General features: G+C 73.4%; 24 protein-coding genes. 10 read left to right on the plus strand and 14 right to left on the minus strand.

Annotated elements, in window-relative coordinates:
• Positions 1-113: 113 nt before the first annotated feature.
• Positions 114-1379: a DUF4032 domain-containing protein gene (locus tag J4G33_RS14120; RefSeq protein ID WP_208056638.1), complete on the plus strand. Its 1266-nt coding sequence runs from the start codon at positions 114-116 to the stop codon at positions 1377-1379.
• Positions 1380-1416: 37 nt separating this feature from the next.
• On the opposite strand, the gene rlmB is transcribed toward J4G33_RS14120, so the two are convergent.
• Both rlmB and cysS read right to left on the minus strand, forming a co-directional pair.
• The gene (rlmB, locus tag J4G33_RS14125; protein ID WP_208056639.1) at positions 1417-2448 is read right to left on the minus strand and encodes a 23S rRNA (guanosine(2251)-2'-O)-methyltransferase RlmB; all 1032 of its coding nucleotides are present in this window, start codon (positions 2446-2448) and stop codon (positions 1417-1419) included.
• On the minus strand, positions 2448-3890 hold the full coding sequence (cysS, locus tag J4G33_RS14130) for a cysteine--tRNA ligase (RefSeq protein ID WP_208056640.1): 1443 nt from the start codon (positions 3888-3890) through the stop codon (positions 2448-2450). Before cysS ends, rlmB begins: the two co-directional genes overlap by 1 nt.
• A gap of 74 nt (positions 3891-3964) precedes the next feature.
• On the opposite strand from cysS, the gene J4G33_RS14135 reads away from it, so the two are divergent.
• Entirely contained in the window at positions 3965-4900 is a 936-nt protein-coding gene (locus J4G33_RS14135; RefSeq protein WP_208056641.1) for a quinone oxidoreductase family protein, read from the plus strand.
• Between the two features lie 6 nt (positions 4901-4906).
• Here the strand turns inward: J4G33_RS14135 and ispF are convergent, their stop codons facing one another.
• Positions 4907-6238, minus strand: a complete 1332-nt coding sequence (gene ispF / locus J4G33_RS14140; protein ID WP_208056642.1) for a 2-C-methyl-D-erythritol 2,4-cyclodiphosphate synthase — start codon at positions 6236-6238, stop codon at positions 4907-4909.
• Between the two features lie 40 nt (positions 6239-6278).
• Positions 6279-6761 carry a CarD family transcriptional regulator gene (locus tag J4G33_RS14145; protein WP_208056643.1) on the minus strand — a complete coding sequence of 161 codons (483 nt, stop codon included), beginning with the start codon at positions 6759-6761 and terminating at the stop codon, positions 6279-6281.
• A 181-nt stretch (positions 6762-6942) separates the two neighbouring features.
• On the opposite strand from J4G33_RS14145, the gene J4G33_RS14150 reads away from it, so the two are divergent.
• The 6 genes from J4G33_RS14150 (at position 6943) to J4G33_RS14175 (ending at position 12896) form a co-directional block, all read left to right on the plus strand.
• Positions 6943-7464: a hypothetical protein gene (locus tag J4G33_RS14150; protein ID WP_208056644.1), complete on the plus strand. Its 522-nt coding sequence runs from the start codon at positions 6943-6945 to the stop codon at positions 7462-7464.
• 135 nt (positions 7465-7599) lie between these two features.
• On the plus strand, positions 7600-8715 hold the full coding sequence (pstS, locus tag J4G33_RS14155; protein WP_307793912.1) for a phosphate ABC transporter substrate-binding protein PstS: 1116 nt from the start codon (positions 7600-7602) through the stop codon (positions 8713-8715).
• 101 nt (positions 8716-8816) lie between these two features.
• Positions 8817-9800, plus strand: a complete 984-nt coding sequence (pstC, locus tag J4G33_RS14160) for a phosphate ABC transporter permease subunit PstC (RefSeq protein ID WP_208056645.1) — start codon at positions 8817-8819, stop codon at positions 9798-9800.
• Complete coding sequence (gene pstA, locus J4G33_RS14165; RefSeq protein ID WP_307793913.1) at positions 9797-10867, plus strand: phosphate ABC transporter permease PstA; 1071 nt, start codon at positions 9797-9799, stop codon at positions 10865-10867. Before pstC (J4G33_RS14160) ends, pstA (J4G33_RS14165) begins: the two co-directional genes overlap by 4 nt.
• A 20-nt stretch (positions 10868-10887) precedes the next feature.
• A complete protein-coding gene (gene pstB / locus J4G33_RS14170) occupies positions 10888-11670 on the plus strand; it encodes a phosphate ABC transporter ATP-binding protein PstB (RefSeq protein WP_208056646.1) in 783 nt (260 codons plus the stop codon).
• Between the two features lie 77 nt (positions 11671-11747).
• Positions 11748-12896 (plus strand): ArsO family NAD(P)H-dependent flavin-containing monooxygenase, encoded by a 1149-nt coding sequence (locus tag J4G33_RS14175; RefSeq protein ID WP_208056647.1) that lies wholly within the window; start codon positions 11748-11750, stop codon positions 12894-12896.
• Here the strand turns inward: J4G33_RS14175 and pstB (J4G33_RS14180) are convergent.
• From pstB (J4G33_RS14180) to J4G33_RS14205, 6 genes are all read right to left on the minus strand, one after another.
• Positions 12872-13651, minus strand: coding sequence for a phosphate ABC transporter ATP-binding protein PstB (pstB, locus tag J4G33_RS14180; protein WP_208056648.1), 780 nt, complete (start codon positions 13649-13651; stop codon positions 12872-12874). The genes J4G33_RS14175 and pstB (J4G33_RS14180) overlap by 25 nt on opposite strands.
• 14 nt (positions 13652-13665) lie before the next feature.
• Complete coding sequence (gene pstA / locus J4G33_RS14185) at positions 13666-14625, minus strand: phosphate ABC transporter permease PstA (RefSeq protein WP_208056649.1); 960 nt, start codon at positions 14623-14625, stop codon at positions 13666-13668.
• 1 nt (position 14626) lies between these two features.
• Positions 14627-15628 (minus strand): phosphate ABC transporter permease subunit PstC, encoded by a 1002-nt coding sequence (pstC, locus tag J4G33_RS14190; protein WP_208056650.1) that lies wholly within the window; start codon positions 15626-15628, stop codon positions 14627-14629.
• Between the two features lie 80 nt (positions 15629-15708).
• Positions 15709-16890 (minus strand): phosphate ABC transporter substrate-binding protein PstS, encoded by a 1182-nt coding sequence (gene pstS, locus J4G33_RS14195; RefSeq protein WP_208056651.1) that lies wholly within the window; start codon positions 16888-16890, stop codon positions 15709-15711.
• 246 nt (positions 16891-17136) lie between these two features.
• A complete protein-coding gene (locus J4G33_RS14200) occupies positions 17137-17838 on the minus strand; it encodes a response regulator (protein ID WP_208056652.1) in 702 nt (233 codons plus the stop codon).
• A complete protein-coding gene (locus tag J4G33_RS14205; RefSeq protein WP_307793914.1) occupies positions 17835-19025 on the minus strand; it encodes a sensor histidine kinase in 1191 nt (396 codons plus the stop codon). The genes J4G33_RS14200 and J4G33_RS14205 overlap by 4 nt, the downstream gene beginning before the upstream one ends.
• Positions 19026-19168: 143 nt before the next feature.
• Between J4G33_RS14205 and phoU the strand changes: the two genes are divergently transcribed.
• Positions 19169-19828, plus strand: a complete 660-nt coding sequence (gene phoU / locus J4G33_RS14210; RefSeq protein WP_208056653.1) for a phosphate signaling complex protein PhoU — start codon at positions 19169-19171, stop codon at positions 19826-19828.
• 106 nt (positions 19829-19934) lie between these two features.
• Here the strand turns inward: phoU and J4G33_RS14215 are convergent, their stop codons facing one another.
• From J4G33_RS14215 to J4G33_RS14230, 4 genes are all read right to left on the minus strand, one after another.
• Positions 19935-20675, minus strand: a complete 741-nt coding sequence (locus J4G33_RS14215; RefSeq protein ID WP_208056654.1) for a phosphoglyceromutase — start codon at positions 20673-20675, stop codon at positions 19935-19937.
• A 60-nt stretch (positions 20676-20735) separates the two neighbouring features.
• Positions 20736-22061, minus strand: a complete 1326-nt coding sequence (locus tag J4G33_RS14220) for a glycosyltransferase (RefSeq protein ID WP_208056655.1) — start codon at positions 22059-22061, stop codon at positions 20736-20738.
• Positions 22062-22130: 69 nt separating this feature from the next.
• Positions 22131-23225 (minus strand): lactonase family protein, encoded by a 1095-nt coding sequence (locus J4G33_RS14225; protein ID WP_208056656.1) that lies wholly within the window; start codon positions 23223-23225, stop codon positions 22131-22133.
• Positions 23225-24463: an ROK family transcriptional regulator gene (locus J4G33_RS14230; protein WP_208056657.1), complete on the minus strand. Its 1239-nt coding sequence runs from the start codon at positions 24461-24463 to the stop codon at positions 23225-23227. Before J4G33_RS14230 ends, J4G33_RS14225 begins: the two co-directional genes overlap by 1 nt.
• Before the next feature lie 122 nt (positions 24464-24585).
• On the opposite strand from J4G33_RS14230, the gene xylA reads away from it, so the two are divergent.
• Entirely contained in the window at positions 24586-25773 is a 1188-nt protein-coding gene (xylA, locus tag J4G33_RS14235; RefSeq protein WP_208056658.1) for a xylose isomerase, read from the plus strand.
• Positions 25774-25789: the final 16 nt, after the last annotated feature.

Raw genomic sequence — 25789 nt, forward strand, 5'->3', positions numbered from 1 at the left:
CCCTTCGCCGCGCTCGGGTGGGGCGGGACGGCAGCATGCCGTCCCGCCCCTTCGCTGTCCGGGCCTGGTCCCGGGACCCCCCCGGGTCGGGCCCCCGTCCTTGAGGAGCACCGATGGCTCAGTCACTCCAGATCACGGCCGCTGCCCCCGACCCCGCCCTGCTCGACCTCCCGTGGGACGTGCCGCTCGAGGACTGGCCCGCCGAGACCCTCGCGGCCCTCCCCCGCGGCATCTCGCGCCACGTGGTGCGGTTCGTCAAGCTCTCGGGCCGGGTCATCGCCGTCAAGGAGATCGGCGAGACCGTCGCCTACCGCGAGTACGAGCTGCTGCGGGCCCTCAACCGGCTCGACGTGCCGAGCGTGGTCCCCGTGGGGGTCATCACCGGCCGGCGCGACGCCAACGGCGAGCGCCTCGAGGCCGTGCTCATCACCAAGCACCTGCAGTACTCCCTGCCCTACCGCGCCCTGTTCAGCCAGCTCCTCCAGCCCGACACCACGGGCCGCCTCATCGACGCCCTCGCGGTGCTCCTGGTCCGCCTGCACCTGACCGGCTTCTACTGGGGCGACGTGTCGCTCTCCAACACGCTGTTCCGGCGCGACGCCGAGACCTTCGCGGCCTACCTCGTGGACGCCGAGACCGGGGACCTGCACGACCGGCTGAGCGACGGGCAGCGGGCCTACGACCTCGAGGTCGCGCGCGTGAACATCATCGGCGAGCTCATGGACCTCGAGGCCGGCGAGCTCCTCGAGTCCGGGGTCGACACGGTCGCGATCGGCGGACGGCTGGTCGAGCGCTACAGCGAGCTCTGGGACACCCTCACGGGGGCCGAGTCCTTCGGCACGGGCGAGCGGTGGCGGGTCGCGGCTCGCATCGACCGCCTCAACAAGCTCGGCTTCGACGTCGGTGAGCTCGACATCACCACCGACATCGACGGCACCACGGTGAGCATCCAGCCCAAGGTCGTCGACGCGGGCCACCACTCGCGCCGCCTCATGCGTCTGACCGGTCTGGACGTCCAGGAGAACCAGGCACGACGGCTGCTCAACGACCTCGACTCCTACCGCGCGGACCTCGACCGGCAGGGCGAGGACGAGGAGTTCGTCGCCCACGACTGGCTGACCACGGTCTTCGAGCCCGCGGTGCGGGCCGTGCCGCGCGAGATGCGGGGCAAGCTCGAGCCGGCCCAGCTCTTCCACGAGCTCCTCGACCACCGCTGGTACGTCTCGAGCGAGCAGGGGCGGGACGTCCCGATGGTCGAGGCCGTCGCGAGCTACGTCGAGACCGTGCTGCGCGACCGCCCCGACGAGAAGTCGGTGCTGGGACTCGACGCCTCGATGCTCCCGCGCGGCGAGGACCTCCCCGGCGGCCTCGTTCCCTGAGCCCGTGCCGTCGTGCCGGTCCCGCCCCGCCTGAGGCCTACGCGCCGCGGCGACGCAGGCGGTCGACCTCGTAGAGGCTGATCCCCGCGGCGGTCCCGGCGTTGAGCGACTCCACGGCGCTGCTGATCGGGATCGAGGCGACCACGTCGCAGGTCTCGCGCACGAGGCGCCCCAGGCCCTTGCCCTCCGATCCGACGACCAGCACCACGGGCTCGGTCGCGAGCTCGAGGTCGGCGACCGCCGTGGTACCGCCCCCGTCGAGCCCGACGATGAAGCAGCCCGCCTGGCGCAGCTCGCCCAGGGCCCGCACCAGGTTGGTCGCGCGGGCCACCGGCACCCGGGCCGCAGCCCCGGCCGAGACCTTCCACGCCGAGGCCGTGACGCCGGCGGCGCGGCGCTCGGGGACGAGCACCCCGTGCGCGCCGAAGGCGCCGGCCGAGCGCAGCACCGCCCCGAGGTTCCGGGGGTCGGTGACCCCGTCCAGGGCGACGACGAGGGCCGGGCGGCCGCTCTTCTCGGCCCGCCGCACGAGGTCCCGCACGTCGGTGTAGTCGTAGGCGGGGACCTGGATGACCACGCCCTGGTGGACCAGGCCGTCGGTCAGGCGGTCCAGCTCGGGCTTGGTCACCTCCAGGAGGGGCAGGCGACGGTCCGAGGCGATCTTGAGGATCTCGCGGACACGGTCGTCGGCGTCGATGCGGTGCGCGACCCAGATGCCCGCGCAGGGCACCCCGGCCCGCAGGGCCTCGACCACGGAGTTGCGACCCGCGACGATCTCGTTGCCCCCTGCGGCCTCGCGGCGGGCGCGGGTCCGGGCCGGGGCCGTGCGTCCGGTGCTGGCCCCGGTGGTCGAGGTCGCCCGGGAGGGGCCGCCCCGCCCCGAGGCCTTCTCGAGGCGCTCCTGGGCGGCCTTGCGCTTGGCAGCCACGTGGTAGGGACGGTCCTCGGCCTTGGGGGTCGGACCCTTGCCCTCGAGGGCGCGGCGGTTCTTGCCTCCGGTGCCGGCGGTCGCCCCCTTCTTGGATCCGGCCTTGCGCGTGGCGCCGCGGCGCTGGGAGTTGCCTGCCATCAGTCCTCCTGGTCGTGCACGAGCGACCAGCGTGCACCGGTCGGTGAGTCCTCGACGACGATGCCGGCACCGGCGAGCCGGTCCCGCACGGCGTCGGCGGTGGTCCAGTCCTTCTCGGCCCGGGCCCGGGCACGGGCCGCGAGCTCGGCCTGGACGAGGGCGTCCAGGGCTGCCTCGGCGCGTGAGCCCTGCCCGGGCCCGACCCACTGGACGGGGTCGAGACCCAGCACGTCGAGCATCCCGCGCAGGGCCAGCACCTCGGCCTCGACCTGGTCCTCCGAGCCGTCGGCCAGCAGCGTGTTGCCACGGCGCAGGTGCTCGTGCACGACGGCGAGGGCCGCCGGCACGTTGAGGTCGTCGTCCATCGCGGCGGTGAAGCCCGCAGGCAGCGGCGCGGTGCGGACGGTCTCGAGGTCGTGGGTGCGGCCGAGACGCTCGGTGGCCCGCTCGACGAACCCGGCGAGCCGGGTCCAGGTGGCCTCGGCCTCGTGCAGGGTCTCGGGGGCGTACTCGAGCATCGAGCGGTACTGCACCGCCGTCAGGGCGTAGCGGAGCACCACGGCGGGGGTCTGCTCGAGGATGGTCGCGACCATGAGCGAGTTGCCCAGGGACTTGCTCATCTTCGCGCCGCCCTGGGTCACCCACGCGCTGTGCATCCACAGCTGGGCGAAGCCGTGACCCGCGGCGCGGGACTGGGCCTGCTCGTTCTCGTGGTGCGGGAAGCGCAGGTCGAGCCCGCCGCCGTGGATGTCGAAGGTCTCGCCCAGGTACTTCTCGGCCATCGCCGAGCACTCGAGGTGCCAGCCGGGCCGGCCCCGACCGTAGGGGGTGGGCCAGGAGGCCGTCTTCGGGTCGCTCGGCTTGCTCGCCTTCCACAGCGCGAAGTCGTGCGGGTGCCGCTTGACCGACCCCTCGCCGTCGGGCTGGTCGGTCTCGTCGTCGGCCGGGGCGAGGTCCTCGGGACGCTGGTTGGTGAGCGCCCCGTACTCGGGGAAGGAGCGGACGTCGAACCACACGTCCCCGGCACCCGTCACGTAGGCGTGGCCGCGCTCGACGAGGCGCTCCATCAGCTCGACCATCTCGGTCACGTGGCCGGTCGCGCGAGGCTCGTAGGTGGGGCGCAGCACCCCCAGGGCGTCGTAGGCGGCCGTGAACTCGCGCTCGAAGCGCTGGGCCCAGGCCCACCACGGGACGCCCGCCTCGGCGGACTTGGTGAGGATCTTGTCGTCGATGTCGGTGACGTTGCGCACCAGGGTCACCTCGAGGCCGCTGCGGCGCAGCCAGCGGACGAGGACGTCGAAGGCGACGGCCATGCGCATGTGGCCGATGTGCGGCGCTCCCTGCACGGTGGCCCCGCACACGTAGACACGGACCTGCCCCGGGGTCAGCGGCACGAGGGCACGCGAGGCACGGGTCGCGGTGTCGAAGAGGTGGAGGGTCACCGCGCCAGGGTACCGGCGCGAGCAGCGGACTCCCGGCCCTGGACCGGGTCCCGGTGCGGCGAGATGATCGAAGGATGAGTCGCGTCGTGGTCGCCGCAGCGTACGGAGGACCCGAGGTCCTCGCCCTCGTCGAGGAGGAGCCAGGGACCCCGGGCCCCGGGGAGGTGCTGGTCGAGGTCCGCGCCGCCGGGGTCAACCCGGCCGACTGGAAGACGTACACCGGGGCCTGGGGCAGCGATCCGGCGCGCCTGCCGCTGCGCCTCGGCTTCGAGGCCGCGGGGGTGGTGCTGGCCGTCGGGCCCGAGGGCGAGTCCTTCGCCCCGGGGGACGAGGTCATCGCCCATCCCGTCCAGGGGGCCTACGCCGACCACCTCGTGGTGCCCTCCGCGGACCTGGTGCCCAAGCCCGCCGGCCTGGACTGGGCTCGGGCCGGGGGCCTCATGCTCGCGGGCACGACGGCGGTCCACGCGGTCGCCGCGGCCGCGGTGGGGGCTGGGGACACCGTCCTGGTCCACGGGGCGAGCGGCGGGGTGGGCGCGATGGTGACCCAGCTCGCGCACCACCGCGGGGCCCGCGTGATCGGCACGGCCTCCCCCGCCAACCACGAGTACCTGGTCGACCTCGGGGCCGCTCCGGTCGCCCACGGACCGGGGCTCGTGGACCGGGTGCGCGCCCTGACCCCCTCGGGGGTGCACGCCGTGATCGACACCGCCGGGACCGACGAGGCCCTCGACGCCTCGGTGGCCCTGGTCTCGGACCGGCGCCGGGTGGCGACCATCGCGAACGGGGTGCGCGGGACCGAGCTCGGGGTCCGGGTGCTGGGCCACGGCCCGGGCGGCGACCCCGGGACCGAGGTGCGCCGAGCGGCGCGACGGCTGCTGGCCGAGCTCGCCGGCTCGGGGCGCCTCACGGTGCGGGTCGGCGCGACGTACCACCTGGCCGACGTCGCCCGGGCGCACCGGGCAGGGATCGCAGGGAGGGTCGTCGGCAAGATCGTGCTGGTGCCCTGACGGTGGTCAGGAGCTGATGACCACGAGCGCGGTCGCCAGCGCGGCGACCCCCTCACCTCGTCCGGTCAGCCCCAGGCCGTCCGTGGTCGTGGCCGAGAGGGAGACCGGGGCGCCGCAGGCCTGCGTCAGGGCCGCCTCGGCCTCGGCGCGGCGCGGCCCGATGCGCGGGCGGTTGCCGATCACCTGGACCGCGACGTTGCCGATGGTGAACCCGGCCGCGCGGACCCGTCGGGCCGCCTCGCCGAGGAGGGCAGCCCCTGCGGCCCCGGCCCAGGCGGGGTCGGAGGTGCCGAAGTTCGACCCCAGGTCGCCGAGGCCCGCGGCCGAGAGCAGGGCGTCGGCCGCGGCGTGGGCGGCGACATCGGCGTCCGAGTGGCCCTCGAGGCCGTTCTCCCCCGGCCAGTGCAGGCCACCGAGCCAGAGCTCGCGGCCGCTCTCGGGGTCGGCGAAGGCGTGGACGTCGACGCCGAACCCCGTGCGCGGCAGTGCCGCCGGTCGCGCGGTGGGCGAGGGCGCACCCCGGGCCGCGAGCAGCCGGTGCGCGGCCTCGAGGTCCGCCGGGGTGGTGATCTTGAAGGCTTCGGCGTGACCATCCACGACCCAGACGTCGTGGCCGAGGGCCTCGACCAGGGCGGCGTCGTCGGTGGCCGCGGTGGCCTCGTCCTGCGCGCGGGCCGCACCGGCGACGTGGGCCTCCCGCAGCACGGAGCCGCGGAAGCCCTGCGGGGTCTGGACCGCGCGCAGGGCGGGGCGGGGCGGGGTGGCGACGACCCGACGGGGCGCGCGGGCGGCGCCGTCCTGCCGCTGGTCGTCCTCCGCGCGCTGCGGGGCGTCCTCGACCTGCTTGACGGTGTCGGTCACGGCCAGCCCCGGGACCACGGCCCCGTGCCCGTCGACGACGGCGTCGACGACCGCGCGCACGACGGCCGCCGGGACGAAAGGGCGGGCCGCGTCGTGGACGAGGACCACCGGGTCGGGCTGCTCGGTGACGCCCAGGGCACCCGACCGGGTGAGGGCCTCCAGGCCGGCGGCCACCGACCCCTGGCGGCTCGCGCGCCCCGGGACCACCTCGGCCGTGACCCGCGGCCCGGGGACGGTCGCGAGCGCCTCACGCACCGCGCGGGCGACCGCGTCGACCGAGCCCTCGGGGGCGGTGACGACGAGCCGCGCGAGGGGGTAGGCCTCGACGAGACCGACCGCCGCCCGGGCGACCAGGGCCACCCCGCCGACCTCGACCAGGGCCTTGGGCAGCGGGCTGCCGAGACGCAGGCCGCTGCCGGCGGCCGTCAGGACGGCGACCACGGGCGGCACGAGCTGCTGCTCCCGGGGTCGGTCCATCGGAGGGGGCTCCTGGGGCTGCGGTGAGCAGCCGTCGAGATCAGGAGGCCAGGACCTCGTCGAGGATGGCCTCGGCCTTCTCCTCCTCGGTGTGCTCGGCCAGGGCGAGCTCCGAGACGAGGATCTGACGGGCCTTGGCCAGCATGCGCTTCTCGCCGGCCGAGAGGCCGCGGTCCGCGTCACGACGCGAGAGGTCGCGGACGACCTCGGCGACCTTGATGACGTCGCCCGAGGCGAGCTTCTCGAGGTTCGCCTTGTAGCGGCGCGACCAGTTGGTCGGCTCCTCGGTGTACGGGGCACGCAGGACGTCGAAGACCTTCTCGAGCCCCTCCTGCCCGACGACGTCGCGGACACCCACGAGGTCGACGTTCTCCGCGGGCACCTCGATGGTCAGGTCTCCCTGCGCCACCTTGAGCTTGAGGTACATCTTGTCCTCGCCACGGATGGTCCTGGTCTTGATCTCTTCGATCAGCGCTGCCCCGTGGTGCGGGTAGACAACGGTCTCGCCTACGGTGAAGGTCATGTGGAGGCGTCCCCTTTCGCGGAAGGCCATCTTAACACGGCTTGACCGTGCCCTGACCTGATCTGAGCCCTGTTTGTGCAGGTCAGCGCCCGGTCGTGGACAGGAGCCGCGCGCGCGCGAGGACGCACTAGGCTGGGGCACCGTCCCAGCGCCCTTCCCAGACGCGTCCCAGGAGCTCTCCGTGGCCAGCCCGCAGCACCGCCGTCCCGCCCTCGCCCCCCGCCGTCCCGGGCTGCGTCGCGCCGCCTCGGTCGGCCTCGCCGCCGCCGCGGTCCTGGGTCTGGGCGCCTGCTCGGCCACCAACCCGATCACCACGACGATGAACTACGACGCCTCCGACGGGGTCGGAGCCGAGGTCGGGAACATCCGAGCCGGCAACCTCATCCTGCTGACCGAGTCCGAGGGAGCGGCGGGCACCGTGATCGGCTGGGTCTCGAACCACGGGACCGACCGCGCCACCGTCGCCCTCGCCCTGGACGGCACCCCGCTCGGCTCCCCCATCCCCCTCGCCGCGGGCGAGACGGTCCTGCTCGGCCCCGACCGCGAGCGCACGGTCGACGTCGACGCCGCACCCGGGGCCCCGGGCACCCTCGTCGAGATGACGGTCGCCGCCGACGCCGCGGGCACCACCACCATCGACATCCCCGTCCTGGACGGAGCCTTCAGCGAGTACGCCGACCTGGTGCCCACCGGCACCGACTGACGCACGGAGGTCCGACGGCACCGAGTCGACCACCTCCGTTCACCTTCCGTTCGCCTCGCTCGTCCTCGTGGTTCAGGCGGCACTCCTAGCGTCCCTCTCGTCCGAGAGACATTGATTCGCTAGAGAGGCTCCACTGTGAACCGCACGATTCGCCGGGCGACCGTCCCGGCCGCCCTGGTCCTCGCCCTCGGCCTCGCCGCCTGCGGCGACGCGAGCGACGACGAGACCACCACCGACACCGGTGCGGAGGAGACCTCCACCGGTGCCGAGCTCAGCGGCGAGATCGCCGGCGCCGGCGCCTCCTCGCAGGGCGCCGCGATGGAGGCGTGGATGGTCGGCTTCATGGACGCCAACCCCGACGCCAACGTGACCTACGACCCGATCGGCTCGGGCGGTGGCCGCGAGCAGTTCACCAGCGGCGGCACCGACTTCGCCGGCTCGGACGCCTACCTGGGCGACGACGAGATCGCGGCCGCCGAGGAGACCTGCGGGGCCGAGGGCTTCATCGAGTTCGCCGGCTACATCAGCCCGATCGCCGTCGCGTACAACCTGCCCGAGGTCGAGCAGCTCAACCTCTCGGCCTCCGCGCTCGCGCAGATCTTCGACGGCCAGATCACCACCTGGGACGACCCGGCCATCGCCGAGCTCAACCCCGACGCCGAGCTGCCCGACACCAACATCACCGCGGTGCACCGCTCGGACGAGTCCGGCACCACCGAGAACTTCGTGGACTACCTGGCCCAGGCCGCTCCCGAGGACTGGCCCTACGAGGTCAGCGGTGACTGGCCGACCCAGAGCGGCGAGGCCGCCCCGCAGACCCAGGGCGTGCGTGCCGCGCTCGACGGTGGCGTGGGCACCATCGGCTACATCGACGCCTCCCAGGTCGGTGACCTCGGGGTTGCCGCGATCCAGGTGGGCGACGAGTTCGTCGAGTACTCCCCCGAGGCCGCTGCTGCGGTCGTCGACGCGGCCGAGGTCGCCGAGGGCCGCCCGACGTACAGCTTCGCCTTCGACCTCCCGCGCGACACCACCGAGTCCGGCGTCTACCCGATCGTCCTGGTCTCCTACCAGCTCGCCTGCCTCGAGTACGCGGACCAGGAGACCGCCGACCTGGTCAAGGGCTTCCTCTCCTACGTGATCAGCCCTGAGGGCCAGGACGCTGCCGCCCAGAACGCGGGCTCGGCGCCGATCTCCGACGAGCTGCGCACCCAGGCCCAGGAGGCCATCGACGCGATCTCGGTCGCGGGCTGACCCACCGAGCACCTGCTCAGCAGGACGTCCCGGGCCCGGCTGGTCGCCTGACCGGCCGGGCCCGTGGCGATCCGCCTCCCCCGAGCCTGGAGAACCCCCACATGACGACACCGGCCACCACCCAGGTCGGCGGCCCGCTCGACCAGGGACCGCCGGCCGAGCCCCGCATCGGCAGCCGCAACCGCACCGGCGACAAGATCTTCTCCGGCACCGCGACCGCGGCCGGCATCACGATCCTGGTGACCTTGGCCGGGATCGCCGCGTTCCTGCTGTACGAGGGCTTTCCCGCCCTCGTCGCCCCGGCCGAGGACGTGCCCGGGGGTGAGGGCTTCTGGCCCTACGTCCAGCCGCTGCTCTTCGGCACCGTGCTCGCTGCTGTCATCGCCCTGGTGATCGCCGCGCCGCTCTCGATCGGCATCGCCCTGTTCATCTCGCACTACGCCCCGCGCAGGGTCGCCGCCCCGCTGGGATACCTCGTCGACCTCCTGGCCGCCGTGCCGAGCGTCGTCTACGGCCTGTGGGGCATCTTCTTCCTCGCCCCGCAGCTCGTCCCCGTCTTCCGGTGGCTCGAGCAGACCCTGGGCTTCCTGCCGTTCTTCGCCGGACCCACCTCCGCCACGGGACGCACCATGCTCACCGCCGGGATCGTCCTGGCGGTGATGATCCTGCCGATCATGTCGGGCGTGAACCGTGAGGTCTTCCTGCAGACCCCGCGCCTGCAGGAGGAGGCTGCCCTGGCCCTCGGGGCCACCCGCTCGGAGATGATCCGGATGACCGTGCTGCCCTTCGCCCGCTCGGGGATGGTCAGCGGGGCGATGCTGGGTCTGGGCCGGGCCCTGGGGGAGACCCTCGCCGTGGCCCTGGTGCTCTCGCCGGCCGCCGTCATCTCGTTCAACCTCATCGGCTCGACGAACAGCTCGACCATCGCGGCGAACATCGCCCTGAACTTCCCCGAGTCGAGCGGCCTGGCGGTCAACACCCTCATCGCCACGGGTCTGGTGCTGTTCACCCTCACCTTCGTCGTCAACTTCATCGCTCGAGCCGTCGTCGCTCGACGCAAGGACTTCTCGGGAGCCAACGCGTGACGACCACGACCACCCCCACCGCACTGACCTCCTCGGAGGTCGGGCTCAACCAGGGCCGCCTGCCGCGCTGGAGCACGCCGGCCACGATCGTCGCCGTCGTCGTGCTGGGGGCCCTCGCGACCCTCGTGCTCGACGCCCCCGTCCCGCTCGTGGTGGGCCTGGGCGTCCTGGCCCTGCTCGTGACCCTGCCGGCCCTGGCCTGGGTCGTCGAGGGACGACGCCGCGCCAACGACCGCATGTGGACCGTGCTGGTCACCCTCGCCTTCGCCCTGGCGCTGCTGCCCCTGCTCTCCCTGGTCATCACGGTCACGCAGAACGGCCTGGCCCGCTTCGACTGGGACTTCCTCACCACGGACATGCGGGGCGTGCTCGGCGAGGGCGGCGGCGCGCTGCACGCCATCGTCGGCACCCTCATCATCACCGGGCTCGCCACGGTCATCTCCGTGCCGATCGGGATCATGACGGCGGTCTACCTCGTCGAGTACGGCCGCGGGCGCCTCGCGCGGGCCATCACGCTGCTGGTCGACGTCATGACCGGCATCCCGTCGATCGTCGCGGGCCTGTTCGCCTTCGCCCTCTTCGCGATCTTCTTCGGTCCGAGCGTGCGCTTCGGGATCGGTGGGGCCGTCGCCCTGTCCGTGCTGATGATCCCGGTGGTCGTGCGGTCGGTCGAGGAGATGCTCAAGCTCGTGCCCAACGAGCTGCGCGAGGCCTCCTACGCGCTCGGGGTCTCGCAGTGGCGCACCATCGTGCGCGTGGTGCTGCCCACCGCCGCCGCAGGCATCGCCACGGGAGTCACGCTCGCGATCGCCCGCGTGATCGGGGAGACCGCGCCCCTGCTCATCATCACGGGCAGCACGAACATCCTGAACACCGACCCCACCGACGGCCGGATGTCCTCCCTGCCGATCTTCACCTACTACTCGTACACGATCCCCGGGGTGCCCCCCGAGTTCGGCGTCGAGCGGGCCTGGGCCGCAGCACTGACCCTCTTCCTCATCGTCATGCTGCTCAACCTCGTCGCCCGCGTCGTGTCCCGCATCTTCGGCTCCCCCACCTCTCGCTGAACCCCCGGAAGGACCTCTCAGTGGCCAAGCGCATCGACGTCAAGGACCTCGACATCTACTACGGCTCGTTCCGGGCCGTCGAGGGCGTGACCATGTCCATCGAACCCCGGTCGATCACGGCCCTCATCGGCCCCTCGGGCTGCGGCAAGTCGACCTTCCTGCGGTCCCTCAACCGCATGCACGAGGTGATCCCCGGGGCCCGCGTCTCGGGATCCGTCCTCCTCGACGGCCAGGACCTCTACGGTGCGGGCATCGACCCCGTGTCCGTCCGACGCCACGTGGGCATGGTCTTCCAGCGGCCCAACCCCTTCCCGACCATGTCGATCTACGAGAACGTCGTCGCCGGGATGCGTCTCAACGGTGGCCGCGGTGTCCGCAAGGCGGAGATGGACGGCATCGTCGAGGGAGCCCTGCAGGGGGCCAACCTGTGGAACGAGGTCAAGGACCGGCTCGACCGTCCGGGCTCCTCGCTGTCGGGTGGTCAGCAGCAGCGGCTGTGCATCGCCCGCGCGATCGCGGTCAAGCCCGACGTGCTGCTGATGGACGAGCCCTGCTCGGCCCTGGACCCGATCTCGACCCTGGCCATCGAGGACCTCATGGACCAGCTGAAGAAGGACTACACGATCGTCATCGTGACCCACAACATGCAGCAGGCCGCCCGGGTGAGCGACCGCACCGGCTTCTTCAACATCGCGGGCACCGGCAAGCCCGGCAAGCTCATCGAGATGGACGAGACGAGCACGATGTTCTCGACCCCGAGCGTCCAGGCGACCGAGGACTACATCTCCGGCCGCTTCGGGTGAGCTGACGTACCACCGGCCCGGCCCGGCCCGGCGCTCGGGAGGAGCGTCGCTGCCGTCGACCGTCGTAGCGTGGGGCCGTGCCGACCAGCCCCGAGACGACCGCCCAGCCCGGGCCGTCGGGACGAGGCCCCCGGCACGCACCGGTCGTGGTGATCGGCGGCGGGCAGGCCGGGCTGGCGGTCGGGTACCACCTGCGGCGCGCTGGACTGGCGCCCGAGGAGGAGGTCGTCGTCCTCGACGACGCCCCCTCGCCCGGGGGTGCGTGGCCGCACATGTGGGACTCGCTCCGGCTCTTCTCCCCCGCCGAGCACTCCTCGCTGCCGGGGTGGCGGATGCCCGCGACGCGGGACGGCTTCCCGCGCGCCGAGCACGTCGTGGACTACCTGACCCGCTACGAGGAGAGGTACGGCCTCGGGGTCCGGCGCCCGGTCCGCGTCACGGCCGTGCACCGAGGGGCGCCCGACGCTCCGAGGTACCGGCTCGAGACCACCGAGGGCCCGTGGACCGCTGAGGCCGTGGTCAGCACCACCGGGACCTGGCGCCGCCCCTTCTGGCCCCGCTACTCGGGCCAGGAGACGTTCCGCGGCCACCAGCTCCACGCGGCCGACTACCGCGAGCCGAGCGCCCTGGCCGGGAGGCACGTCGTCGTCGTGGGTGGGGGGAACTCCGCGGCCCAGCTGCTCGCCGAGGTCTCGACCGTGGCGAGCACCACGTGGGTCACCCCTCGCCCGCCGCGGTTCCTGCCGGACGAGGTGGACGGGCGCGCCCTGTTCGAGATCGCGACCCGGCGTGCCGTGGCCCTGGCCCGCGGGGAGACCGACGACGGCGGGGTGGGCGGCCTGGGGGACGTCGTCGTCGTGCCGAGCGTCATGGAGGCTCGGTCACGCGGGGTGCTGCAGGCCCGGCCGCTGCCCGGCGAGATCACCCGCGAGGGCCTGCGGTGGCCCGACGGGCACGAGGAGCAGGCCGACGTGGTCCTCTGGTGCACCGGGTTCCGCCCCGACCTCGGGCACCTCGCCCCCCTGCGCCTGACCCGCCACGACGGGGTCCCGCGCACCACGGGCACCGAGGTGGTCGGCGAGCCCGGCCTGCACCTGCTGGGCTACGGGGACTGGACCGGACCCGCCTCGGCGACCCTGGTGGGCGTGGGACGGCCCGCCAAGGACGCGGCCCGGGCGGTCGTCGAGCACCTGCGCGGTGGTCAGCCGAAGCGGCCCGAGATGTAGTCCTCGGTGGCCTGCTCGCTCGGGGTCGAGAACATGGTGCGGGTGTCGTCCATCTCGATGAGCTTGCCGGGCTTGCCGGTGCCCGCGATGTTGAAGAAGCCGGTGCGGTCGCTCACCCGGGCGGCCTGCTGCATGTTGTGGGTCACGATGACGATCGTGTACTCGCTGCGCAGGTCGGCGATGAGGTCCTCGATGGCCAAGGTCGAGATCGGGTCCAGGGCCGAGCAGGGCTCGTCCATCAGCAGCACCTGGGGCTTGACCGCGATCGCGCGGGCGATGCACAGCCGCTGCTGCTGACCACCCGACAGCGAGGACCCCGGACGGTCGAGCCGGTCCTTGACCTCGTTCCACAGGTTGGCCCCCTGCAGGGACCTCTCGACGAGCTCGCTCGCCTCGTCCTTGCCGATGCGACTGTTGTTGAGCCGCACCCCCGCCAGGACGTTCTCGGCGATCGACATGGTCGGGAAGGGGTTGGGCCGTTGGAAGACCATGCCGATCTGGCGGCGGACCGCCACGGCGTCGACGTCCGATCCGTACAGGTCGACGCCGTCCATCTCGACCGTGCCCCCGACCCGCGCGCCCGGGATCACCTCGTGCATGCGGTTGAGGGTGCGGAGCAGGGTCGACTTGCCGCAGCCCGAGGGGCCGATGAAGGCCGTCACCGAGCGGGGCTCGATGGTCATGGAGACGTCCGCGACGGCCAGGAAGCTGCCGTAGTAGACGTTGAGGTCCTTGAGGTCGATGCGCTGTGCCACGGGGGTCAGTCCTCTCAGTGCCCGGTCTTGGGGGCGAAGTACCTGGCGATGAGTCGCGCCACGAGGTTGAGCAGCATGACGATGACGATGAGCGCGAGGGCTGCTCCCCACGCGCGGTCGTAGTTGATGGTCGCGATGCAGTCGACGGCCTCCGGGGAGCAGGGCACCAGGCCCTGCGAGTACTGCCGGAAGACGTACACCGGAAGAGTCATCATCCGGCCCTCGAAGAGGTTGGTGTTGATCGAGTCGATGACCCCCGCCACGATCAGCAGCGGGGCGGTCTCGCCGATCACCCGGGCCACCGAGAGCATGACGCCGGTGATGATCCCCGCGACCGAGGTGCGCAGCACCACCTTGATGATGGTGAGCCACTTGGGCACGCCCAGGGCGTAGGAGGCCTCGCGGAGCTCGTTGGGCACCAGGCGGAGCATCTCCTCGCTCGAGCGCACCACCACCGGGATCATCAGCACCGAGAGCGCGACCGAGCCGACGGCCCCGAGGCGCACCCCCGGACCGAGGAAGAGCGCGAACAGCGAGTAGGCGAACAGCCCCGCGACGATCGAGGGGATGCCGGTCATGACGTCGACGAAGAAGGTCACCGCCCGGGCCAGCGGACCTCGGCCGTACTCGACGAGGTAGATCGCCGTCATGAGGCCGACGGGGACCGAGATGAGCGTCGCGAGGCCCGTGATGAGCAGGGTGCCGAGGATCGCGTGGTAGATGCCTCCCGCGTCGATCCCCCCGTAGACCCCGCGCATCGAGACGCTGAGGAAGTACGGCGACATCCGGACCACGCCGTTGCTCACCACGGTCCAGATCACCGAGACCAGGGGCACCAGGGCCACCAGGAAGGCACTCGTGATGACCACGTGCATGATCCGGTCGGTCCACCGACGGCGCGGGTCGGCCCGGGTCAGCAGGTCGCGGGTGGTGGGCCGGCGCGCCGCACGGGGCTGGGTCGGGGTGGTCGTCATGTCAGTTCGCCCCCGAGAAGTCCTTGCGCCGGGCGACAACCCAGCGAGCCGCCGTGTTCACGGCGAGGGTGATGACGAACAGCGCGAGGCCGGTCGCGATGAGGGCGCTGACCCCGAGCGGGTTGGCCTCGGCGAACTGGTTGGCGATGTTCGCCGCGATGGTCTGGTGCTGCCCGGCCTGGAGCAGCTCGAACGAGTAGGTGAACCCGGGCGAGAGGATCATGAAGACCGCCATGGTCTCGCCCAGCGCCCGTCCCAGGCCGAGCATCGCCGCGCTGATCAGCCCCGACCGCCCGAAGGGGATCACGGCCATCCGGACCATCTCCCAGCGGGTCGCACCGAGGGCCAGGGCCGCCTCCTCGTGCAGGCGCGGGGTCTGCAGAAAGACCTCGCGGGCCACGGCCGTGATGATCGGCAGGATCATCACCGCGAGCACCACCCCCACGGTCATGATCACCCGGGGTGGGGTGCTGGCCGGCTCGCGGAACAACGGGATGAAGCCCAGGTTGTCGGCCAGCCACTGCCAGGCCGGCAGCAGGCGGGGGGCGAGCCACAGCCCGCCCCACAGCCCGTAGATGACGCTCGGGATGGCCGCGAGCAGGTCGACCACGTAGCCCAGGGGCGAGGCGAGCCGGCGGGGGGCGTAGTGCGAGATGAACAGCGCGATGCCCGTCGCGACGGGGACCGCGAGGGCGAGGGCCAGGACGGCGGCCAGCAGCGTGCCGAAGACGAGCGGCCCCACGTAGCCCAGCAGCGTGCTGCCCTCGGGGATCCAGCTGATCGCGTCCGCGAGCTCCTCGGCCGGGGTGGTCATCGCCGGCCAGGCCCGCACCACGAGGAAGACCGCGACCGCCGCCAGGGTCACCAGGATCAGCGCGCCCGCGCCGGTGGCGGTCGCGGAGAAGAGGCGGCCGGCCAGGTCTCGGCTGGTCCTGCGCTCCACGAGGCCGCGCAGCCCGGTGGGGGGCGCAGGCCGCGCGGGCTGCTGGTCGGTGCTGCTCACATGGTCTCCGGGAGGGGGCGGATCGTGCTCGGGGCGATACGGGTCGGGGGCAGGTCCGGGGCGCAGGGGCCTCGGTCTGCTCAGGAGATCTGGTCGACGACCTCCATCACCTGCTCGCGCAGGGCCTCGGAGATGGGGGCCGAGCCCGCGGCGACGGCCGAGCGCTCCTGACCCTCCTCGCTCGCGACGAAGGTGAGGAACTCGCGGACCAGCTCGGCGGTGGCCTCGTCCTCGTAGGTGGTGCAGGCCAGGGAGTAGGAGATCAGCACGATGGGGTACGCCCCCTCGGCCTGGGTGTCGCGCTCGAGGGCCACGACGAGGCTGCTCGCGGGGCGGTCCTCGGCGACCGGGGAGGCGTCGACCACCTGGGCCGCGGCCTGCGGGGAGTAGCCGACGAACTCCCCGCCGACCTCGACCGCGACGGTGCCCAGGGTGCCGACCCGCGAGGCGTCGGCGTAGGCGATGGTGCCCTGGCCGTCGTTGACCGTCTGGACGACCCCCGAGTTCCCCTGGGCGGCCTGGCCACCCGCGACGGGCCAGTTGCCGCTCGGGTCGTGGGGCCAGTCCTCCCCGGCCGTCTCGTGCAGGTACTCGACGAAGTTCTCCGTGGTCCCCGACTCGTCGGACCGGTTGACCGGGGTGATGCGCAGGTCCGGCAGCTCGACGTCGGGGTTCTCGGCGGCGATCGCGGGGTCGTCCCACCGGGTGATCTGCCGGTCGAAGACCCGGGCCATGACGGACGGGCTCATGCTGAGGGAGTCGATCCCCTCGAGGTTGAAGACCACCGCGATCGGCGAGATGTACAGCGGGAGCTCGGCGACCGCGCCCCCGCAGCGGTCTGCGGCGAGCTCGAGCTCCTCGGCGTCGAGCGGGGCGTCCGTCCCGGCGAAGTCGACCCCGCCCTCGACGAACTGGGTGCGACCGCCTCCCGAGCCGACCGGGTCGTACGCGATCGTGAGGTCCTCGTTGATGGTCTGGAAGCCTGCGATCCAGGCGTTCATCCCCGCCTCCTGCGAGCTCGCGCCCGCCCCGGCGAGGGTGCCCGAGAGGTCCCCGGCCACGAAGGGCTCGGCGGCGAGCGGTCCCCCTGGGCGACGCGGGTCCGAGAGCGGGTCGTCCGAGCCGCACCCCGTGAGCACCAGGCCCAGGGTCACCGCGAGCGCCGCGACGGCCGGGCGCCCGGCCCGCCGTCGCGCGGTCCGGGAGGCTGCCCGCCGAGGCCGTGGAGCCCGGGTGTCGACGACGACCCTCGTGCGGACCACGGCACTCCCTCCGACGACAGGACCCGGCCGACGGTCGGGGTCCAGGCCGCGGGCGCGACCGACGACCAGGGTAGGTCTCCGGCGACCCTACGGGTGGCGCTGGGTGAACGGAAGGTGAACAGCACCTGACGCGGGCCTGAACCTGTGCGCGACGACGTCGCGGATCGTCTCGTGCGGACGCTCGGGCCCGTCCGATCCGTGGACGTCGACGGCCCGCAGACCGTCGTCGAGGGCGTCAGCGAGGAGTCAGACGCGCGCCTCGGCGTCGTCGAGCTTGTACCCCAGCCCGCGCACGGTCAGGACACGGCTCGGGGCGGCAGGGTCCTGCTCGACCTTCGCCCGGATGCGCTTGACGTGGACGTCGAGGGTCTTGGTGTCCCCCACGTAGTCCGAGCCCCAGACCCGGTCGATCAGCTGACCGCGGGTGAGCACGCGTCCCGCGTTGCGCATCAGCAGCTCGAGCAGCTCGAACTCCTTGAGCGGGAAGGCGGTCGGGTTGCCGTCCACCTCGACCGTGTGGCGGTCGACGTCGAGCCGCAGACCGCCGACCTCGATGACCGTCTCGTCCTCGGGCGCCTCGGTGGCCTCACCGCGCCGGCGCAGCACCGCCCGCACCCGGGCGAGCAGCTCCCGCGAGGAGTAGGGCTTCGTGACGTAGTCGTCGGCGCCGAGCTCGAGGCCTACGACCTTGTCGATCTCGCCGTCCTTCGCGGTGAGCATGATGACCGGCACGTCCGAGCGGCGGCGCAGCTCGCGGCACACCTCGGTGCCGCTCATGCCGGGGAGCATGAGGTCGAGGAGCACGAGGTCGGCACCCGCGCGGTCGAACTCGGCGACCGCCTCGGGGCCGGTGGCCGCGACGCCCACCTCATAGCCCTCGCGGCGCAGCAGGTAGGACAGCGGGTCGCGGTAGGACTCCTCGTCCTCGACCACGAGGATGCGGGTCATCGTCTGGCTCCTTCGTCGGTACTGGTGTCGGTGACGTCCTGGGGGTCGTCCCCCGGGACGTGCGCGACGGGTAGGCGGATGGTGAAGGTCGAGCCGCGTCCGGGCTCGGACCACACAGCGACGTCTCCCCCGTGGTCGGTCGCGACGTGCTTGACGATACTCAGGCCCAGGCCGGTGCCGCCGGTGTCCCGCGAGCGCGCGGGGTCGACCCGGTAGAACCGTTCGAAGAGGCGTGGCTGGGCCTCGGCGGGGATGCCCATGCCCTGGTCGACGACGGCGACCTCGACCAGACCCTGCTCCCTGCGGACGCTGGTCCCCACCGCCACCCGGGTCCCGGCGTCGGAGTAGGCGACGGCGTTGTCGAGGAGGTTGCGCACCGCGGTGACCAGCAGGTCCCGGTCCCCCAGGACGACCACGCCCGGGTCCGCGCCCAGGTCGATCGCGATCTCCCGGGCCACGGCCTTGGTGCGGGCCCGGTCGACCGCCTCGGACAGCACCTCGCCCAGGTCGACGGGCTCGGCCTCCCGCAGCGCGTCGACCACCTGCAGCCGGGAGAGCTCGATGATCTCGTGCACGAGGGCCGAGAGCCTCGTCGCCTCGGTCTGGATACGACCCGCGAACCGGCGGACGGCGACCGGGTCCCCCGCGGCCTCCTCGACCGTCTCGGCCAGCAGGGACAGGGCCCCCACCGGGGTCTTGAGCTCGTGCGAGACGTTCACCACGAAGTCACGTCGGATCGCCTCGACCCGACGCGCCTCGGTGCGGTCCTCGGCGAGGACCAGCACGTGCGTCTCACCCAGCGGGGCGACCCGCAGGGCCAGCGCGACCGTGCCCGAGCCCACCGGACCGCGCGGCAGCTCGACGTCGGCGTCCCGCACCGTGCCGTCCCGGGCCACCGCGGCGATGAGCTCCTCGACCGAGGCGTGCGCGACGCGGTCGCCGCGCACCACCGCGAAGGCGTGGGCCTCCGGGCTGGAGCGCACCACGCGGCCGTCGGCCACCGAGACCACCACGGTCGCCGACCGGAGGGCGGCGAGCACCGCCGTGGTGCCCTCGTCGAGCTCGGGCTCGGCAGGGTCGGGGTGCGGCTCGTGCGGCTGCAGGACGCGCCGCAGGGCGAGGGTGAGGACCACCCCGACGGCGAGGCCGAGCAGACCCACGCCGAGCAGGAGAAGTCCGTCGATCACGGGCTCAGGGTACGTTCGGTGACGGACGCCCCGGCACACCGGCGCCAACGTACGGGAATCGGCCGACGGATGTTCACCCGGGGGTGGCACGGCGTTCACCTCGCCCTGCGAGCGTGCGACGCGACACGAACGAGAGGGAACTGATGCGAGACATCTTCACCGCCGAGCTCGCTGCGCTCGGCGAAGACCTCGCGGCCATGAGCCGCCTGGTCGAGTCGGCCATCGGGTCGGCCGGCCGTGCGCTGCTCGACGCGGACCTGGGCCTGGCCGAGACGGTCATCGCCGACGACCACACCATCGACGCCGTCGAGCGCGATCTCGACGAGCGCTGCGTCGCCCTCCTGGCCCAGCAGCAGCCGGTGGCCCGTGACCTTCGCGTCGTCGTCTCCGCCCTGCGGATGAGCGCCTCGCTCGAGCGCATGGGGGACCTGGCCCGGCACGTCGCGGCCGTCGCCCGCCTGCGGTACCCGCAGCACGCGGCCCCCGGCCCGCTGGTCGACACCTTCACCCAGATGCACGAGGGTGCGGTGCGCGTCGCCCAGCAGGTCACCACGGTCCTGGAGTCCCGTGACCTCGACCTCGCCGTCGCGATCGAGCGGGACGACGACCTGCTCGACCGGCTGCACGCGCAGACCTTCACCGCGATGCTCGGCGGCGAGAACCAGCTCACCACCCAGGAGACCGTCGACGTGACGCTCCTGGGCCGCTACTACGAGCGCTTCGGCGACCACGGCGTCTCGGTCGCCCGCCGTGTCGTGTACCTGGTCACCGGCGACTTCGCGGACGAGCGCGGGGCTCCCTGAGCCCCAGCGCTGCGGGGACGTCGCGCTCGGGGGTGCGCGCGTCCGACACCACGAAGGGTCCGTCACCATGCGGTGACGGACCCTTCGTGCGTGCGGGTGCGGGGTCTCAGCGCCCCTGGTTGGCGACGGCCTGGATGGCCGCGGCGGCCGCGTCGGGGTCGAGGTACGTCCCGCCGCGGGTGACCGGCTTGAGGGTCTCCTCGTCGAGCTCGTAGCGCAGCGGGATGCCGGTGGGCACGTTGAGGCCCGCGATCGTCTCGTCGTCGATGTCGTCGAGGTACTTGATGATCGCGCGCAGCGAGTTGCCGTGGGCCGCGACCAGGACGGTCTTGCCGGCCTGGAGGTCGGGCACGATCTCGGCGTCCCAGTAGGGCAGCGCGCGCTCGAGGACGTCCTTGAGGCACTCGGTGCGCACCACGGGGGCGTCGGCGTAGCGCGGGTCGGCGTCCTGCGAGTACTCCGAGCCCAGCTCGATTTCGGGCGGGGGCGTGTCGTACGAGCGGCGCCAGAGCATGAACTGCTCCTCGCCGAACTCGGCCAGGGTCTGCTTCTTGTCCTTGCCCTGGAGGGCGCCGTAGTGGCGCTCGTTGAGGCGCCAGCTGCGCTTGACGGGGATCCAGTGGCGCTCGGCCGCGTCGAGGGCCAGGTTCGCGGTGGTGATCGCGCGGCGCAGCAGCGAGGTGTGCACGACGTCGGGGTGCACGTCGGCGTCGGTCAGGAGGGTGCCGCCGCGGCGGGCCTCCTCGATGCCCTTCTCCGAGAGAGGGACGTCGACCCAGCCGGTGAACAGGTTCTTCGCGTTCCACTCGCTCTCGCCGTGACGGAGCAGCACAAGGGTGTAGGTCATGCCCCCATCCTGCCGCATCCGACCGAGGGGTTCAGCGGGACCGAGGGCCCGCACGACAGCTCAGCGGGACCGAGGGCCCGCCTGGGCGGCGAGGTCGTAGACCTTGAGCATGGACTGGGCGGCTGCCTGCCATCCCAGGCCCCGCGAGTGGCGGTAGGCGCCGCGGGCGAGCCGGGTGCGCCGCGCGGGGTCGGCCAGCAGGGCCGTGAGGGCCTCGGCCCAACGACGCGGGTCGTGCCCCCGGACCAGGGCGCCCGTGCTGCCGTCCACCACGACGGTGCGGAGCCCACCGACCGCGCTCGCGACCACGGGGGTCGCGCAGGCCTGGGCCTCGGCGGCGACCAGCCCGAAGGTCTCGCTGCGCGAGGGCATGGCGACCAGGTCGGCCGCGCGGTACCAGTCGGCGAGGGTCGGCCGCGCGACCGGGGGGTGCAGCACGAGGCGCTCCGCGACCCCGGCCCGGGCGGCGAGGGCCTGCAGCTCCTCAAGGGCACCGGGGCTGCCGCTCGGGCCGCCCAGCACCACGAGGAGGGGCACGTGTCGGCCGCTCGCGGCGATCTCCCCGAGGGCGCGGACCAGCACGTCGGCCCCCTTGAGCGGCTGGACGCGGCCCGCGAAGAGCACGATCTGCTCGTCGAGGGGCAGGCCGAGCCGTCGTCGGGCCGCGCGGGTGGTGGCTGCCAGGGTCGGGGCGGCGACCGGGTCGGCTGCGAGGGTGGGGCCTCCGTCGTCGGCCGGCCGGTCCGCGGGGTGGCTCGGGGTGAACAGGTCGAGGTCGACCCCGGGGGCGACCACGTGGACGGCGGCAGGGTCGGCGTCGTAGAGCTCGACCAGCTCGGAGGCCTCCTCGGCGGTGCTCGCGACCAGGGCGTGGGAGGCGGCGACGACCTGCTCCTCGCCGATCACCCGCCCCTCGGGCTCGGGCCGGTCACCCGGGGCGAGGGAGGCGTTCTTGACCTTGGCGAGGGTGTGCATGGTGTGCACGAGGGGGACGTCCCAGCGGTCCGCGGCGAGCCAGCCGACCTGCCCCGAGAGCCAGTAGTGCGAGTGGACGGCGTCGTACCAGCCGGGCTGGCGGGCGGCCTCGGTCCGCAGCACCCCGGCGGTGAAGGCGCAGAGCTGGCCGGGCAGGTCGTTCTTGTCGAGCCCCTCGTAGGGCCCGGCCGCGACGTGCCGCACGAGCACCCCGCGGGAGACCTCGACGACCTCGGGCTGGGTCGAGGAGGTCGCACGGGTGAAGATCTCGACCTCGGCGCCCTGGCCGGCGAGGGCCTGCGCGAGCTCGGTGACGTAGACGTTCATCCCGCCGGCGTCCCCGGTGCCGGGCTGGTCCAGGGGGGAGGTGTGGACGCTCAGCATCGCGATCCTGGGGGTCTCGCTGCTCATCCTTCACCTCCTGCTGTCGGTCGTCGGGGCGCCGGGGACGGCCGCGCAGGGCCGGGCACCACGGACCGATTATCCGCGACGCCCGACCGGCGCGCGCCCGGGGGCGCCGTGGCCTGTGTCCGACGCCACGGGCAGCACGCAGGCAGGGGCCGGCACCGTGAGACGCAGCGCGGCCCCGGTCGGGTCCGACGGCAGGGCCACGACCTCGTCCGACCCCTGGCCCGCGCACACGACGTGCCCCCCGACGACGGCGACGTGCCGGGGCCAGGAGACCTCGGCGGGCCTGGTCGGCAGCGGCTCGAGGCGGGCGCCGTCCTCGGGCACCGCGAAGCGCGCGAGCAGGTCGGGCCCGCGCACGCTGACGAGGAGCTCGGCCCCGCGGAGCACGGGGTGGGCCGGGAAGGAGTCGCCCGCCGGGAGCGGCAGGACGGCGACCGGCCGGGCGGTGGCCGAGGCCCGGTCCCACCCGAGGACGTGGAGCGCGCGGTGGAGCTCGCCCACCACGTACAGGTGGTCCCCCGGCCCGACGACGAGGTGCCGCGGCCCGGTCCCGGGTGGCAGCTGCGCCGCGACGCCGTCGGCCGCGCAGGTGCCGTCGGCGCGCACACGCACGCGGCGCAGCTCGTCGGTGCCGAGGTCGGCCACGAGGAGCACCTCGCCGCCCGGGGCGAGGGTCGCCGAGTGGGCGTGGGGCCCCTCCTGGCGCTCGGGATCGGGTCCTGAGCCCTCGTGCTCGAGCACCTGCGTGGGCCCGCCAGCTGCGAGGACCTCGGGGGCGAGCCCGCCGTCGGGGGCGAGGGGCAGGACCGCGAGGCCGCCGGACCCGTAGAGGCTCACGTAGAGCGCCCGGCCCGCGGGGTCCACCAGCACGTGGCAGGGGGACCCGCCCCCGGCGTCCACCCGGGCCTGCAGCTCGAGGCCGGTCGGGGTCACGGCGAAGCAGGCCACGGTGCCGGGGGTGGTCTCCCCCACCGCGTAGAGGTGGCTCCCGTCGGGGCTGGTGGCCAGGAAGGAGGGGGCCGGGGTCCGGAGGGCGAGCTCGCCGGTCAGGGTCGCGGCCTCCGGGTCGAGGCGCAGCCGCCAGATCCCCTCGCCCGTGCCCGCAGGCGCCTCGGGCCCGGCCGCGGGGTAGGTCCCGACCCAGAGCTCGACCGCGCGGGCCATCAGCGCACCTCGACGGGCTCGTCGCCGGCCCAGCCGGCCGGGTCGTCGACCAGGGCCTCGAGGACGGCGAGGGCCCCGCCGGTCATCGCGGGGTACTGCCCGGCCAGCGCGGTGCTGAGCTCGACCTCGGCCCACGGGGCGGAGATCACGCGGCGCCGCAGCTGCCCGGTGACCTCGGCCCGCAGGTGCTCGGCGAGGGTCGCGTAGGTCCCGCCCAGCACCACGTGCTCGACGTCGACCACGTTGACCACGTTCGCGAGGGCCGCGCCCAGGGCTCGGCCCGCGACGTGCAGGGCCGCCCGGGCCCTGGGCTCCTCGGCCTCGACGGCGGCGAGCAGCGCGGTCACCGGGGTCGAGCGGGGCAGGCCGGCCCGGGTGAGGATCGCGTCCTGGCCGGCGTAGTCCTCGAGGGTGCCACCCTGGTCGAAGGAGCCGTCGGTGCCGAGCACCACGTGGCCGATCTCCCCGCCCCAGCCCCGGCGTCCGCCGAAGATCGCGCCGTCGAGGACGATCGCGCCACCGACGCCGACCTCCCCCGAGACGTAGACGAAGCTCGCAGGACCGGTCAGCCTCCGGGCGTGGGCCTCGGCGCGCGCGGCGAGGTCGGCCTCGTTGGCGAGCCGGGGCGGCAGGCCACCGAGCACCGGGTGGGCCGCGAGCAGGCCGACGACGTCGACGTCCCGCCAGCCGAGGTTCGGGGCGAGCCGCAACGGGCCGGTCACGCTGTCGACGAGCCCGGGGAGGGCGAGGCACCCGCCGACCAGGGCCACGCCGTCGGCCGAGAGGCGCGCGACGACGGTGCCGGCCAGCCGGGCGAGCCGGTCCAGGACCTCGGTCGGGTCGCTCGCGCGGAAGTCCCCGGCCTCGATGCGCTCGCTGACCACCTCCCCCGCGAGGTCCAGGGCCCGGACGCCGAGGTAGTCGACGTTGACCTCCATGCCCAGGGCGGCCACGGTGCCGCGGGCGGGCACGAGGGGCACCGCGGGGCGACCGGCCCGGCCGGCGACGACGGGCTCGAGCTCGGCGACCAGGCCGAGGGCGATGAGGCGGTCGACGAGGGCCGAGACGGTCGCCCGGGTCAGTCCTGTGGCCCCGGCGATGTCGGCGCGCGAGAGCGGGGTCGGGGCGTCGACGACGCGGCGCAGGGTCAGGCCCAGGTTGTGCTGGCGCAGGCTCTGCTGACGGGCCGCTCCCCCACCGGCGCGGCGTGCACCGAGGTGACCTGCCCGAGCGCTCATGCCTTGACCCTACCGACCTCAGGGCATAAGTTCATCCATACAACAAATGGCGTGCCGGGGTCTCCGGACGTCGACCGCCGGTCGGCCCGCCCGACCACCGTTCTCATCGAGGAGAGCCACCCATGGCGCCCAAGCCCACCCCCGCTGACAAGTTCTCCTTCGGTCTGTGGACCGTCGGCTGGAACGCCCAGGACCAGTTCGGCGCCGCGAGCCGCCCCTGGCTCGACCCGGTCGAGTCGGTCCACAAGCTCGCCGAGCTCGGCGCGGCCCACGTGACCTTCCACGACGACGACGTCGTGCCCTTCGGCTCGGACGCCGCCGAGCGCGACCGGATCCTCACCCGCTTCAAGGGCGCCCTCGACGAGACCGGCATCACCGTCGAGATGGTCACCACCAACACCTTCAGCCACCCGATCTTCAAGGACGGCGCGTTCACCTCGAACGACCGCCGGGTGCGCCGCTACGGCCTGCGCAAGATCGTCCGCAACGTCGACCTCGCCGCCGAGCTCGGCGCCGACACCTTCGTCATGTGGGGCGGGCGCGAGGGGGCCGAGTACGACTCCGCCAAGGACCTCAAGGCCGCGCACGACCGCTACGCCGAGGGGATCGACACCGTCGCCGCCTACATCAAGGAGAAGGGCTACGGGCTGCGCATCGCCCTCGAGCCCAAGCCCAACGAGCCCCGCGGCGACATCCTGCTGCCGACCGTCGGCCACGCCCTGGGCTTCATCGCCCGCCTCGAGCACGGGGACATCGTGGGCCTCAACCCCGAGACCGGCCACGAGCAGATGGCGGGCCTGAACTACACCACCGGCCTGGCCCAGGCCCTGTGGTCGGAGAAGCTCTTCCACATCGACCTCAACGGCCAGCGCTCGATCAAGTACGACCAGGACCTCGTCTTCGGTCACGGCGACCTGTTCTCGGCCTTCGCCACGGTCGACCTCGTCGAGAACGGCTTCCCGAGCGGGGGCCCGCGGTACGACGGCCCGCGGCACTTCGACTACAAGCCCTCGCGCACCGAGGACTTCCAGGGCGTGTGGGACTCGGCGGCCGCCAACATGGCCACCTACCTGCTGCTCAAGGAGCGGGCCCTGGCCTTCCGCGCCGACCCCGAGGTGCAGGAGGCCCTCGAGGCCGCCGGCGTGCTCGAGCTCGCCACGCCGACCCTCGCCGAGGGTGAGACCCTCGCCGACCTGCTCGCGGACACCTCGGCCTACGAGGACCTCGACGTCGACGCGGTGGCCGAGCGCGGCTTCGGCTTCGTCCGTCTCAACCAGCTCGCCCTCGAGCACGCCATCGGCGCGCGCTGAGCCTCTGACCGACCGC

It is taken from the genome of Actinotalea soli, from assembly GCF_017565425.1.
GTDB lineage: Bacteria > Actinomycetota > Actinomycetes > Actinomycetales > Cellulomonadaceae > Actinotalea > Actinotalea soli.

Bases quoted from the DNA above. Each gene is read 5' to 3' on its own strand.
- J4G33_RS14215 (WP_208056654.1), bottom strand. From the start codon at position 20,675: ATGACCTACACCCTTGTGCTGCTCCGTCACGGCGAGAGCGAGTGGAAC.
- J4G33_RS14200 (WP_208056652.1), bottom strand. From the start codon at position 17,838: ATGACCCGCATCCTCGTGGTCGAGGACGAGGAGTCCTACCGCGACCCG.
- J4G33_RS14145 (WP_208056643.1), bottom strand. From the start codon at position 6,761: ATGACCTTCACCGTAGGCGAGACCGTTGTCTACCCGCACCACGGGGCA.
- J4G33_RS14220 (WP_208056655.1), bottom strand. From the start codon at position 22,061: ATGAGCAGCGAGACCCCCAGGATCGCGATGCTGAGCGTCCACACCTCC.
- J4G33_RS14120 (WP_208056638.1), top strand. From the start codon at position 114: ATGGCTCAGTCACTCCAGATCACGGCCGCTGCCCCCGACCCCGCCCTG.
- J4G33_RS14135 (WP_208056641.1), top strand. From the start codon at position 3,965: ATGAGTCGCGTCGTGGTCGCCGCAGCGTACGGAGGACCCGAGGTCCTC.
- pstA (WP_208056649.1), bottom strand. From the start codon at position 14,625: ATGACGACCACCCCGACCCAGCCCCGTGCGGCGCGCCGGCCCACCACC.
- J4G33_RS14230 (WP_208056657.1), bottom strand. From the start codon at position 24,463: ATGAGCGCTCGGGCAGGTCACCTCGGTGCACGCCGCGCCGGTGGGGGA.
- J4G33_RS14225 (WP_208056656.1), bottom strand. From the start codon at position 23,225: ATGGCCCGCGCGGTCGAGCTCTGGGTCGGGACCTACCCCGCGGCCGGG.
- rlmB (WP_208056639.1), bottom strand. From the start codon at position 2,448: ATGGCAGGCAACTCCCAGCGCCGCGGCGCCACGCGCAAGGCCGGATCC.
- ispF (WP_208056642.1), bottom strand. From the start codon at position 6,238: ATGGACCGACCCCGGGAGCAGCAGCTCGTGCCGCCCGTGGTCGCCGTC.
- phoU (WP_208056653.1), top strand. From the start codon at position 19,169: ATGCGAGACATCTTCACCGCCGAGCTCGCTGCGCTCGGCGAAGACCTC.
- pstC (WP_208056645.1), top strand. From the start codon at position 8,817: ATGACGACACCGGCCACCACCCAGGTCGGCGGCCCGCTCGACCAGGGA.
- xylA (WP_208056658.1), top strand. From the start codon at position 24,586: ATGGCGCCCAAGCCCACCCCCGCTGACAAGTTCTCCTTCGGTCTGTGG.